This window comes from Myxococcus dinghuensis (assembly GCF_024198235.1).
GTDB classification, from domain to species: Bacteria; Myxococcota; Myxococcia; order Myxococcales; family Myxococcaceae; genus Myxococcus; species Myxococcus dinghuensis.
Map to the genome: position 1 here is coordinate 1 of NZ_JAKCFB010000009.1, position 12,658 is coordinate 12,658.

Here is a 12,658-nt window from a genome sequence, read left to right on the forward strand (position 1 = left end):
GGGCCCACGATGGCCACCCACTCGCCCTTCTGGATGTCCAGGTGGATGCTGGAGAGCGCGTGCGTCTCCACCTCCTCCGTCTCGAAGACCTTGGTGAGGCCCTCCAGGTGGATGAGGGACTTGCCCGGCTCCGCGCTCGGGGTCGCCATCAGGGGCGCGCTCTCGGGGGTGTGCGTCGCGGTGTTCGCTGTCGTCATCACAGGCTCCTGGGATGCCGGATGCTCGCCTTCCCGAGGCTCCGACACCACCGTTCTTCGAGATTTCTTCGGCAGCTCAGCTCACCCGGCGCCGGGGTGGCTCGAGCACCAGCACCGAGGGCACCCGGGCGGGTTCGGCCAGCCGCAGCAGCGTGTAGCCGGTTCCGGCCAGACCCACCATGAAGCCCGGGGTCTCCACGCCCAGCGGCACGCCGGAGAGCCAACCGTGGCGCTCGCCGCTGGCGACCAGCGTGGCGCCCCAGCGCTCCAGCTCCGGATGGGCGGCACCCCGGCCGGGGCGCTCACGCGAGGCGAGCAGCAGCTCCAGGCTGCCCGCGTCGCCGTGGCAGGGCGAGTGGTCGCGGCCCAGTCCCTGGCTGAGGGTGTCGTGGAGCGCGGCGTCGACCTCCTGGTGGACGAGGGCGTCGTCCAGGTGCGCCAGCGTCGCGAGCCGCGAGAGGCCGATGCCGGTGGACCCATGACACCAGGACGTCTTGAAGCGGGGCTCCACGGGGCGGCCGCGCAGGTCCGGCCAGTTGCTGCGCTCCGGCACGAACAGCGAGCGCTCGTAGTCGACGGCCTTCAGGCCCGCGTCTCGGAAGCGCTGCTCTCCGGTGAGCCCGTGCAGCGTCAGCAGCGCCTGGGCGATGCCCGAGGCGCCGTGGGCGAGGCCCGTCAGCGCCGCGTCCGGCTCCAGCCGCGAGTACCACCCCAGGCCCCGGGCCTGCGGTCGCGCGTGGGTGAGCAGGTGCTCGCCGCACCGGCGCGCCACCGCGAGCACGGCGTCCGACGGCGCGACGTGGTGCAGCGCGGCGAGCGCGAGGATGCTCCCCGCCGCGCCGTCGAGCAGGTCGAAGTTGCCGTCCTGCGAGAGCCGCTCGTCCAGCTGCGCGGCGCAGCTCGCCGCGGTGTCCAGCAGGTCCGGCCTGCTCCACAGCGCGCCGAGCCGCGCGTAGGTGTAGACGAGGCCGCCCCAGCCGAGGAACCCGCCCACGGACGCGGGCTGGTGGCGGGGCTCGCCCTGCTTGCGCAGCATCGTCCGCACCGCGCCCCACGCCCGCTGCGTGTAGCGCGCCTCCCCCGTCAGCTCGCCCAGGTGCGCGAGGAAGAGGGCCACGCCGGGCAGTCCGCCGTAGAGGTCCAGCCCCAGGGCGCTCAGCCGCCACTGCCGGTTCAGGCCCAGGGTGAGGCCGAACCACGAACACTCCTCCTGGCCGCCCACGGACAGCAGCTCGAGCCGGTCGCCGACGGCGCGCGCCGCGTCGAGCAGCCGCGTCCGGTCGAGCGGCGCGGCGGCCTCCACGGGCGCGTGGGTCGCCAGCCGCAGCGGGTCCGCCTCGATGGCCAGCGTGGCGAACGAGGCGCGGATGGCCCACACCTGCTTGTCGCGGTCCCGCTCGCTCAGCCGGCCCAACTGCTGCTCCAGCCGGTCCAGCCCGCGCTCGTCGAAGACGTCGGGAATCTCCTCGTGGGCCTCGCCCCAGACGCCGCGCCCGTCCGGGCGGGTGGTGAAGAGCGGCACGTCGCCGCGCTCCAGCGCCCGGCGCTCGGCATGGCCCACCTGCGAGAGGAAGGGGAAGCGGTCCGTGTTGAGCCCCAGCCGCTCGAAGAAGCGGTCCCGGTCCAGCGCGTTGCGCAGCAGGTCCGGGTGGTGGCTCTCCAGCAGCATCGTCTTGTAGACGAACGTGGGCCGCAGCAGGGTGCGGACCTCCACGCGCGCGAAGCGTTCCAGGAGCCCCCAGTCGCGCACCAGCGTGTCCCGGTGCGCGCGCAGGAGCTCGTAGACCTCCGTGAAGCCGCGCACGACGCTGTCCTGGTAGCGGAACAGGTCCACGTCCATGCCCTGGAGCGTGGGGCGGTTGAGGCCGCGGCGGAACGCGCGGGGCTTGCGCGTGTAGTGCAGCTGGTCCGTCCCGGCGCCCTCCACCGCGGGGGCGTTGCGGTTGCCGGCCTGTCCCTCCGGGTTGCCCATGCCGCTGATGTCCACGCCCGCGCTGCGCGCGTCCTCCCAGGCGCGGCCGGGCAAGAGGCCCACCCGCAGCACGGAGGCGAACATCTCCTGCTCGCGCAGGAGCAGGTCGGACTGCTCCGACAGCCGCAGCGGCGGGTGCAGGAGCGACTCCAGGTCCACGAGGATGGGCTCCTCGCCCCGGGCGATGACGTTCTCGAAGTGGAAGTCCGTCCCTTCCAGCAGGTACAGCAGCGCGAGGTAGCCGCCCTGGCGCTGGTAGAAGCGCCGCACCTGCGCCTCGTCCGCGCAGGGCAGGGCCTCCACGTACTGCACCCAGCCGTGGCCCTCCCGCTCGACGTGGGGCACGCGCGGGAAGGGCGCGGAGATGCCCTTCGCGTTGACCCACTCCAGCAGCGCGTGGAAGTGGTGGTCCGTCTGGAGCGAGCGCGGCTTGTAGATGACGTGCTGGCCGGAGGCGAAGGTGGCGCGCATCACCGAGCGGCCTCCCCGGTGCACGTCCCCCATGCCCGCCTTGAGCTCCGTCAACGGCCCCGGCTCCGCGGCGCCGAGCAGCGGCCGGACCTCCGTCCAGTCCGCGCACAGCCGCTCCAGGAACTCCAGGCCCGTGTCCACCCACAGGCCCACGCGCGTCACCAACTGGCGCGCCAGCACCGGGTACTCGCGGTAGAGCGCCGCGAGCACCTCGGGCGTGCGCAGCCGCCGCACGAAGAACTGGAAGCGCTCCGGTGGCGTGGCGCCCTCGAGGAGGCCGGACAGCCGCGCCACGTGCAGCTCGAGCACCAGCGTGCGGCTGAGCATGTCCACCATGGGCCCGGGCAGCGAGGCGAAGAGCACCGCGCCCACGGTGTCCGGGTCGAAGGGCAGCGCGCGCCCGGAGGCCTTCAGCCGGGCGATGCCCTCTTGAAGCCGGGTGTAGCCCAGGTGGAGGAAGGGCTCGGCGGCCAGCCGCAGCGCCGCGTTGGGCGTGCCCAGGAAGGACTCGGGGTAGGGCAGCGACGTGGTGGGCAGGCCCAGGGCGAGGGCCTCCTCGATGTCCCGCATCCACGCGGGCGGCTGGGGCACCCGGGCGCGCAGCGCCTCGGGGGGCTCGCCCAGCAGGCGCAGCAGCTCACCCTCGTCGATGCCCGCGTCGCGCAGCCGCCAGGCGAAGCGCGCGTCGTCGGACAGGGGCGGCTTCTCCCGCCAGCGCTCGAGGCGGCGTCGGGCCAGGGCCTCGTCCACGGGGCCCGGGGTGTCCGGGGAGGCGCGCAGGGTGGCGATGCGCTCGGCGAGCGTGAGGGCCGGATACCAGGCGGGGTCGGGCTGCGACTGGGACATGGAGGGGGCGCGCGTCAGGCGGTGACCTGGCTGGAGGCGTGGCGGAACCAGAAGTGGCGGAAGGCGAGGTAGGCCTTCACCTGGAGGGGCTGGCCCGGCTGGTGGATGAGCTTGAGGTGGTTGATGCGGCGGGCGAAGCCGCTGTGCACGCCCGGAAGCTGCTCGCTGGCGCGCAGCAGGTTCTCCGGCCAGCCCCGCGTGTTGAGGGCGGTGAGCATGCCCGGCCAGGTCAGGAGCGCGTCGCGCTTGGCGGGCGTGCACAGCCCGTCCTCCACGAGCTGGTCCAGCCACCGCTTCCAGCGCGCGGGGCTGGGGTCCTTGTCCAGGATGCACTCCAGCCCGAGCTTGGGGTGCAGGCCGTCGCCCACGTCGATGTCGAGCGTGACGTCGTCCACGAAGGGCAGGGTGCGCTCCAGCACCGCGTCCAGCGGCCCGGCCTGTCCCTCCCAGCCCACGTGGCGCAGCGCCTCGCCGAGCCCCCGCAGCGGCACGCCGCGGATGCACAGCCGCAGCGCGTCCGTCTGGCGGGAGAACATCATGCCCACCTGCTCGACGCGGGGCGCGCCGGGCAGCCGCTCAAGGCAGCGCTGGAGCGCCGGGGGCAGGGCGGCGCGGTCGGGGCCCCGCAGCAGGGCGAGGCTGTCACAAACCGTGGCGGCGATGTCCGCCACGGGCTGCTCCGGCCCGAAGAAGACGCCGGGGATGGGGACGGGGCTGTGGAACTGCTCCTGGTCGAACTCCAGCCACATGTCGCGGATGCGCTGGTGCAGCGGGGAGTCGGGCTGGGCCCAGGCGCGGCAGTAGTCGCGCACGCGTTGCCAGACGGGGCTGTGGAGGAACGCGTCGGGCGGCTGGTGGTCCGGGTGGTGTCCGGCGAAGGCGGCGCGCGAGCCGTCCGCGGGGAGCAGGTTGACGAGGAAGTCCGCCACGGGGGCGTCGTCGCCCAGGCGGCACTCGAAGCCGCTGCTCGAGCACGGGGGCAGTCGCCGCGCCAGCGCGAGGATGGGGGCCAGCGACTCGGCCGAGATGAGCGCGCTCGGCACGGAGGGCACGGCCAGCCTCAGGTAGTCTTCCATGGACCGCGACATGGGGCGCCTCTCGTTCGCTCGGGCCGGGGTGCGTGCTTCAGCCGATGAGTCGCTGGGGGCCGGGGGACGCGGGGGCGGTGTCGCCGGCCAGCTGCTTGTGGACCAGTTCCTTGTAGTGGCCGCCGCGGCTCATCAGCTCCGCGTGGGTGCCGCGCTCCACGAGCTTGCCGTCGACCAGGACGAGGATGAGGTCCGCGTCGCGCACGGTGCTGAGCCGGTGGGCGATGAGGATGCGCGTGCAGGACAGGCTCCCCAGGTTCTGGTCCAACTGGCTCTCGGTGAGCACGTCCAACTGGCTCGTCGCCTCGTCGAGCAGCAGCAGCGCGGGCTTGCGCACCAGGGCGCGGGCCACCGCGAGCCGCTGGCGCTGGCCCCCCGACAGACCGGAGCCGCCCGAGCCGGAGATGAGCGTCTCGTAGCCCATGGGCATCTTCTCGATGTCGTCATGGATGACGGCCAGCTTCGCCGCCTCGGCCACCTGCTCCAGCGGGAGCGACGGGTCGCTGAAGGTGATGTTCTCCCGCAGCGAGCCGCTGAAGAGGAACGGCTCCTGGAGCACCGCGCCGAACTGGCCGCGCAAGAGGACGTAGTCCAGCGACTGCATGGGCTGGCCGTCGTAGAGGATTTCGCCGGAGGACGGCTCGTGCAGGCCGAGCAGCAGCATGGCCAGCGTCGTCTTGCCGGAGCCGCTGCGCCCCACGAGCGCCACCTTCTGGCCCGGCTCGATGCTCAGCGAAATCCCGTCCAGCACCGTCGGCCCGTCCGCGGAGTAGCGGAAGGTGACGTCGCGCAGCTCCACGCGGCCGGACAGCGACGCGACGGGCTTCACCTCCGGCAGCGACTGCTCGGGCGAGGCCTCGAGGATGTCGATGAGGCGGTTGAGGTGCGCGCCCACCATCTGCAACTGCTGGCCGGTGGCGGTCAGCGACGCGAGCGGCTGGATGCACGAGACGGCCAGCGCGTTGAGCGCGAGCATCGTGCCCAGCGACATCTCCCCGGAGAGCACCTGCCGCGCCCCCAGCCACAGGAGCAGCAGCGGCGCCAGCGTGCGCAGCGTCAGCAGCGCCGAGTCCAGCACCGACGACAGGTGGTTCTTGCGCACCGTCACGTTCAGGTGCTTCATCAGCAGGTTGGACCAGTGGTCCAGCACCCGCTGCTCGGCGCCGGAGGCCTTGAGGGTGGCCACGCCGATGAGGGCCTCGGTGAGGTAGTTCTGCGACTCGGACTGCGCCGTGAGGCTCTCCTGCGTGAGGCCGTGGATGCGCTGGTTGGTGCCCAGCAGCAGCGCCACCTGGATGGCGCCGATGACGATGGACACCGCGCCGAACAGCGGCGCCTGGAACAGGAGGATGGTGAAGTAGACGAGCACCATCAACCCGTCGAGCACCACGGACAACGTGCGGCTGGTGAGCGCCTCGCGGATGGCCACGTTGCTGCCCAGGCGCGTCAGCAGGTCGCCCGTGGTGCGCTGCTGGAAGAAGCGCAGCGGCAGGGTGAGCAGGTGGCCGAACAGCCCCAGCATCATCCGCGAGTCGAGCCGGGCGTACAGGTAGATGATGACCGCCGAGCGCAGGTAGCTCGTCACGCCCTGCGCCGCCACGAGCACCAGCATGCCCAGCCCGAGGACCGTCATCACCTCCGTGGCGCGGTAGGGGAGGATGCGGTCCACCACCACCTGCGTGAGCAGGGGCAGCGACAGGCCGATGCCCTGCATCAGCAGCGACGCGGCGAAGATCTGCGCGAGCAGCGCGCCGAAGCGCGGCATGCCCACGACGTAGGCCAGCGCGGTGCGCCAGGAGGACTCGCCGGAGCGCTGGCGCTTCTGGAAGTGGATGCTGGGCTCGAAGGAGAGCGCCAGGCCGGTGAAGCTCGCGTCGAACTCCGCCCGCGTCAGCCGCCGCCGTCCCCGGGCCGGGTCGACGATGTCCACCCGGTCCGCGGCGAAGCGCTCCACCACCACGAAGTGGTTGAACTCCCAGAAGGCGATGGCCGGCAGGGGAATCCGGTGGAACTGGGCGAGCGTGACGGAGTAGCGCCGCGCGATGAGCCCGTGCGTGCGGGCCGCGCGGACGATGGAGAGCGCGGAGGCGCCGTCGCGGCCGGTGTCCAGGCACTCGCGGCACTCGGCCGCGGCGGTGCGCCGCCCGAAGTACGACAGCACCATGGCCAGGCACGCGCCGCCGCACTCGCGCGTGCTCAACTGCAGGATGACCGGGACGCGGCGCCACCGGAACCACAGCACCAGCGGCCACAGCACGCGCATCACCCGGTCCAGCAGGCGCGGCGGTCTAACGGGCGCGGCGGGGGGCGGCGCGGCGGGCTCCACGGGTTCGCTCATGGGGCGCGGCTCCGCTGGGGCGCCCCGCCGGGCACGAGCAGCTCCAGCAGCCGCTGCGAGCCCACGCGGACGCTCACCGGGAAGCGGGCGCCCAGGAGCGCCTCGGCGCTCGGCGCTCCGGGCGTGGCCTGCAGCCGCGCGACGAGCACCGCGGACGGGCCCGCCTCCGCGCGCGGCGGCAGGAGCGCGGCGCCGAAGCGCTCGCGCGCGTCCTGGGGACTGAGCACCCGGGGCTCGACGGCGAGCACGTCCGCGCGCAGGCCCGCCGCGGGAGACGAGGGCTCCACCACCAGGGGTTGACCGGGCTGGAGCGACGCGAGCGCGTCAGGGGACAGGAACACGAGCAGCGCGGACTCGTCGGGCCCCACGCCGTCCTGCACGCGCGGTCCCTTCACGACGACGGCGACCCCGGACTCGAAGCGGGGCAGCCACGCGCTCCAGGCCAGCGCGCCACACGCGAGGAGCGTGCACAGCGTCAGCCACAGGAGCACCTGCGCGCGCGGCGCGATGAAGGCGGGGAGCACGAGCTGGGCCCGACCCTGGACGAAGCGCTCCAGGGCACCCGTGCGGAAGATGGAGGAAGGGGGAGCACTCATGGAAGGCTCGTCGCCAGGGAAGCTCCCGCCAGGGGTGTGGGCTCCTGATACATCGTGAAACAGGTTTTCAGCCTGAGCCACGACACCACTGCCTTTCGGCAGTGGGCGCGGTCAGCTTGGAACTAGCAGCTGCACCAGTCACAGCTGGCGGCCTGCAGGCCACCGGCCGCAACCTCGAGGACCTCGTCGGTCAGCTCGAGGATGCCGGCAGGGTTCGCGGGGATGAGGTCCCGCTCGGCCTGGGACAGCTGGTTGCGGAACTCCTCGTCCTTCCACGCGCGGATGATCTCGGACTTGACGGTATCAGACATGGGCTTCTCCTTACGACGGGAGTACGGCGTGCCTGTTGAGGCATTCCCGGGATTGGCCTGACGGCCTGCTTCCCGGGAAACGTCAGTATCAATTGAGTCGCGAAGTATTAGCAAGATGGAGGTATCAAACTTCAGTGGCGCTGTATGGATTCGCGGGAACCCAGCCGCTCCGCGTCAAGCCAGCTTTCGCAGCGGAGCCTCGTTGCGGAGGATCGGCCGGCGTTCGGTGGCGAGCCGCTCGAGGAGGGCCGCGGCGCCGCTGCTGCCCGGGGCGCGGGCGAAGGCCTGCTGGAGCCGGCGGGCGTGGTGGCGCAGGGGCTCGCTGGTGCGCAGCTCCTCGACCTTCTGGCCGAAGCTCTCGACGGTGACGTCCTCGGGGCGCAGGTGGACGGCGACGCCCGCGGCGAGGCAGCGCAAGGTGAGGTCGGATTGCTCGCCGCCGCCTCCTCCGGGGATGAGGAACAGGGGCAGGCCGTGCGTGAGCGCGCCGAGCACGGCGGCGGTCGTGCTGCTGGAGATGATGCCCTGGGCATGGGGGAGGACCGCGGCCTGGGGCACGTGTCCGCGCACGAAGAAGTTGGCGGGCACGTCGGTCACGGGGCGATCCAACCGGCCGATGGAGACGGCCACGCGGACGGGCTTCTCCCCGAGCGCGCCGCGGAGCTGGTCCCAGAAGCCGGGCGCGTTGAAGACCCGGCCGGGCTGGGCGTAGAGGATGGGCTCCCCGGAGTCTCGCGCCTCCGCCAGCCATTGCTCGAGCGCGGGGTCCGGCTCGGTGAAGTCCCAGCCGCAGTTGCCCACCAGGTGCGTCACCTCCGGCAGCACGTCCAGCGGACCCTCCAGCTCCTCGACGCTCTGGAGCAGGTGCAGGTCCCCCAGCAGGGGCGAGCGCGACGAGGGCACCTGTCGTCGGGGGAGCCAGAACATCTCGCTGCAGATGTCGTGCGACTCCATGAGTCGCGCGTACCGGTCGGAGAGGAACGCGTCGTAGGGGAGGGTGCCGGCGAGCCGGTGGACCGGGTAGGCGCGGAACTCCGGCGGCATGCGCTCCAGGAAGGCGTCGGTGGGGAGGATGCTGGCGGCCAGGCCGATGACGGCGGTGGGGAGGTGGTGCCGGGCGCCCGCGAGCACCGCGCCGAAGGCCATGGCCTGCCCCACGAGCACGTCGGCGGGGAATTGGGTGAGGGCGTATTCGATGTGCTTCACCTGCCGGGCCTGCTCCAGCGGGTTGGCGGTGAACTCGACGATGAAGCTGGGGCCGTCCTCCTCGCCCCGGGGGATGCGTCGCAGGCCCGCGCGGTCGAGCAGCGGCGTCATGGTGGGGCCGGTGACGAAGGCGACCTCGTGACCGCGCTCGCGAAGCTGCTGGGCGATGGAGATGGCGGGGCCGAGGGAGCCGTAGTTCGTCAGGGACGTGAAGAGAAAGCGCATGGCCTGGCTTTCGCGACGACGAGGGGGAGCCCCGCGCCCCGGGTGCCTCGGGACGCAGGGCTGCGACTGTAACAGCTTTCTCACGGCGGGCCCGTCACCCTGTGCGTGAGACATGCCATGCTACGGCGCGGGGCCGGGGTGGCTCGCCGCTCGCGAGCGCAGGCCTCCGTCGGGGTGCGAGAGCATGGTGATGTCCGCGGCAGAGAAGGACGCGCTCGTCCAGGCGCTGGGCGCTGGGGTGCGTCAGCCCCTCCTGGTCGACGCCCAGGCGCTGGAGCCCTACAGCCACGACTTCGGCGGCACGGCGCGGCGCCTCCCCGCGGTGGTGGTGAAGGCGCGCTGCGAGGAGGACGTCGTCCACACCTTCCGCACCGCGCGAGCGCGGGGCGTGTCGGTCAGCGTCCGGGGCTCGGGCCACTCCCTGCGCGCGCAGTCGCTCAGCGACGGAGGCATCGTCCTGGAGAACGCGCCCGGTGACCCCGACATCGTCGTGGGCGAGGACGGGCGCGTGGAGGTGTCCACGCGCACCCGCTGGGGTGAACTGGAGTCCGCGCTCAACATGGTGGGGCGCACCGCCCCGGTCCTCACGGACCACATGGCCACGTCGTTGGGGGGGACGTTGTCCGTCGCGGGCTATGGGGCGCGCTCGCTGGTGTACGGCGCGCACCTGGACCAGGTGGAGCGGCTGCGGCTCATCCTCCCGGATGGCTCCGCGCGCTGGTGTTCGCAGGCGGAGGACGGGGAGCTGTTCCGCTACGCGCTCGGTGGCTTCGGCCAGGTGGGCTTCATCGAGCGCGTCGTCATGCGCACGCTGCCCTTCCAGCCGGTGGTGCGCGTGCAGCGCAACGGCTTCGAGTCGTTCGGCGCGCTGGTGGAGTCGCTGTCCTGGACGCAGGGCTGGGACGGGCCCTCGCCGGACCACTTCTTCGGACAGCAGAAGCGCGGCGAGGTGATGAGCGTCTTCGGCGCGAGCCACCCGGACGAGGCGTCGGCGTCCACCACGCGCATCCCCGGTCCGCTGGAGTCGCTCTCGCATCAGCGCACGCACATGCTCGTGCGGCCCGGCTACTTCATCCAGGCGCGCACCCGCGCCGACGCGCCCATGGAGAAGCTGCCCCGCCAGTTCTGGAGCGACTACTGCTTCGACTACGAGGGGCTGCGCGCCTTCGTGAAGGCCCTGGAGGAGGGACCGCGCGAGCGCTACTGGGACGACAACTGCCTGGTGCGCATCCTGGCGCTGAAGCGGGGCTCGGTGCGCTGGCCCTTCGACATCCGCTCCCTGTCGAGCCCCGCGTCCCGGCTCTATGGCATCGGCATCTACTACCGCATCGAGCCCGGGGAGGATGAGAAGGCCGAGCGGGCCCGGCAGGCCCACGCGGACTTCCTGGCCCGCTGCCTGGAGCTGGGCGGCCGGCCGTACCTCTACGGCTGCAACGCGATGACGCCGGAGCTGATGGAGCGCTTCTACGGGGACGCCTACGCGCGGCTGCGCGCGCTGCGCCGGGAGCTGGACCCGGACGGGCTGTTCAATCCGGGCGGGCTCCCCTGAGGTCGCGCGTCACGCGGCGGGTTCGGGGCGAAGCAGGCCCCGGGCCACGAGCACCTTGAGGACCTCGTGGGCCTGGTCCAGGCGCAGGCCCTCGGCCCAGGCCTCCACGTCGCCCACGCGGAAGCGCTCGCGCCCCGCGATGGCGCGCACCAGGGGCAGCACCTCGCCGGACAGGCCCACCTCCGTGTTGGCGCCGTAGAGGTACACGGAGGACGCCCCGTTGGGACCTCCAGGGCGGACCGCGTAGACGAGCGGGTAGGGCTCCGTGCGCGCCAGCACCGTGTCGGGCTGGAGGGTCACGGTGGGGGCCGGCTGTGACGGGGCGAAGAGGGCGCCGGTGGTGCTGGCGCGGCGCCACAGCCGCTCCAGCTCCGTGTCGTCCGAGGAGAGCTTGCCGAGCAGGTCGCGCAGCTCCGTCAGCCGCGACGCGATGAAGCCGCGCACCTCCGGGGGCATGGTGCCCGTCGTGTCCGGCGTGGTGAGGGAGGCCGGCACGAGGGCGCGCCAGTCGACGCGCGACTGGAGCAGCCGCTCCAGCTCCGGGCCGAGCACGCCGAAGAAGCCCACCGTCTCGCAGGCCATGTTCATGGCGAGGGAGGACTCGTCGCCCGCCTTCGCGTTGTGCCAGCAACCCGGGGGCAGGTAGAGCAGGTCGCCGGGCTCCAGGAGGACCTCCTCGAACTGGCGCTCGTCCGGGGTGGCGACGTCCTTGATGGGCTTGTTGTCGCTCTGCCGCACGCGGCCGTCCTGCTCGACGATGGCGTTGCGCAGCGGGTAGGGGGTGGCGGGCAGGCGCGAGTAGCGCCACAGCTTGCGGCCGGCAATCTGGATGACCATCGCGTGCCGCGCGTCGTAGTGCGTGTCCAGGCCCTCGCCCGGCGGCGACAGGTAGCAGTTGAAGCGCACGGGCGTCGCCAGGTTGAGCTGCCGGCGGATGTGGGCCGCGAAGCGCGCCAGGCCCGCGTCGCCCGCGCCGATGTCGTTGACGCACACGGTGGTGCGGGAGGTGAGCGCCTCGCGCACCTGGTCGGGGGAGAGGGTGATGGCGGCGTATTCGTCGTGGCGGTTGCGCCAGAAGGCGTGGATGCCGAAGGAGGCGGGCGCGCGCTTGTCGAAGCCGGCGTGGAGCAGGGCCTGGTCGAAGCGCTGGCGGTCGAACAGCGCCTTGAACTTCTCCGGCGTCCCCCGGACGAAGAGCGCCTGCTTCTCCCAGTACTCGGAGAGGAACGCCTCCGGCGTGACAGGGTGCAGCAGTTCCGCGAGCTCACGGCCGTTTCCACCGGACATCCGAAGACCCCTTGTGCGTGATGTGCGAGCGAGGGGGCTCACGGTAGTCCCGAGCCGTGGCACGCGTCGAGCCAGGGGCGCCACCGACCTCCGTGGACTCAGGGCGTGGGAGGTGGGGCGAACGTCGTCTCGATGCGCAGCGCCCGGGAGAGGGTGAGCGTCACCGGCGTCTTCGCCGCGATTTCGAGCAGGCGCGCCTTCTGCTCCTCCGTCACGGCGGGCCCCACCGACAACGTCCGCTCCACGCGCTCGACGTCCCCCTCCCGGAACAGCTTGAGCTTCACGGTGAAGGGGCTCAGGTCCCACTGCTTGCGCGCCGCGTACATCTTCAGGGTGATGGCCGTGCACGCGCCCAGCGAGCCCATGAGCAGTTGGTAGGGCGCGGGGCCCTGGTCCGCGCCACCGAGCGCCGCCGGCTCGTCCGCCATGAAGTGGTGCTTGCCGGTGCGAATCGACTGCGTGTAGCCGTCCTGGCTCTCGACGACGGCGGCCGCCAGCAACGTGGAGTCATGCGTGGTCATGCAGCCATGAATCCAGGGCGCCTCCCGCATGGCAAGGTCCAAGCACCCGCC

Annotated in this window: 9 protein-coding genes and 1 pseudogene; 1 reads left to right on the forward strand and 9 read right to left on the reverse strand. The window is 72.5% G+C overall.

The features are described from left to right. The 7 genes and pseudogenes from LZ198_RS14645 to LZ198_RS14675 all read right to left on the reverse strand — a co-directional run. Positions 1–197: pseudogene (locus LZ198_RS14645) on the reverse strand (ABC transporter ATP-binding protein); the annotation flags it as partial. Positions 198–273: 76 nt separating this feature from the next. Next, entirely contained in the window at positions 274–3,486 is a 3,213-nt protein-coding gene (locus LZ198_RS14650) for a type 2 lanthipeptide synthetase LanM family protein (RefSeq protein WP_253972578.1), read from the reverse strand. Between the two features lie 14 nt (positions 3,487–3,500). Then, a complete protein-coding gene (locus tag LZ198_RS14655) occupies positions 3,501–4,574 on the reverse strand; it encodes a hypothetical protein (RefSeq protein ID WP_253972579.1) in 1,074 nt (357 codons plus the stop codon). 37 nt (positions 4,575–4,611) lie between these two features. After that, positions 4,612–6,912, reverse strand: a complete 2,301-nt coding sequence (locus LZ198_RS14660; RefSeq protein WP_253972580.1) for a peptidase domain-containing ABC transporter — start codon at positions 6,910–6,912, stop codon at positions 4,612–4,614. Beyond that, complete coding sequence (locus LZ198_RS14665) at positions 6,909–7,508, reverse strand: hypothetical protein (protein ID WP_253972581.1); 600 nt, start codon at positions 7,506–7,508, stop codon at positions 6,909–6,911. Before LZ198_RS14665 ends, LZ198_RS14660 begins: the two co-directional genes overlap by 4 nt. A gap of 122 nt (positions 7,509–7,630) precedes the next feature. After that, positions 7,631–7,819, reverse strand: coding sequence for a mersacidin/lichenicidin family type 2 lantibiotic (locus tag LZ198_RS14670; protein ID WP_253972582.1), 189 nt, complete (start codon positions 7,817–7,819; stop codon positions 7,631–7,633). A gap of 174 nt (positions 7,820–7,993) precedes the next feature. Continuing rightward, positions 7,994–9,250 (reverse strand): glycosyltransferase, encoded by a 1,257-nt coding sequence (locus LZ198_RS14675; RefSeq protein ID WP_253972583.1) that lies wholly within the window; start codon positions 9,248–9,250, stop codon positions 7,994–7,996. A gap of 190 nt (positions 9,251–9,440) precedes the next feature. On the opposite strand from LZ198_RS14675, the gene LZ198_RS14680 reads away from it, so the two are divergent. After that, positions 9,441–10,799 carry an FAD-binding oxidoreductase gene (locus LZ198_RS14680; protein WP_253972584.1) on the forward strand — a complete coding sequence of 453 codons (1,359 nt, stop codon included), beginning with the start codon at positions 9,441–9,443 and terminating at the stop codon, positions 10,797–10,799. 9 nt (positions 10,800–10,808) lie between these two features. Here the strand turns inward: LZ198_RS14680 and LZ198_RS14685 are convergent, their stop codons facing one another. Together LZ198_RS14685 and LZ198_RS14690 are read right to left on the reverse strand one after the other, a co-directional pair. Beyond that, a complete protein-coding gene (locus LZ198_RS14685; RefSeq protein ID WP_253972585.1) occupies positions 10,809–12,086 on the reverse strand; it encodes a JmjC domain-containing protein in 1,278 nt (425 codons plus the stop codon). Positions 12,087–12,184: 98 nt separating this feature from the next. Continuing rightward, positions 12,185–12,607, reverse strand: coding sequence for an OsmC family protein (locus tag LZ198_RS14690; RefSeq protein WP_253972586.1), 423 nt, complete (start codon positions 12,605–12,607; stop codon positions 12,185–12,187). Positions 12,608–12,658: the final 51 nt, after the last annotated feature.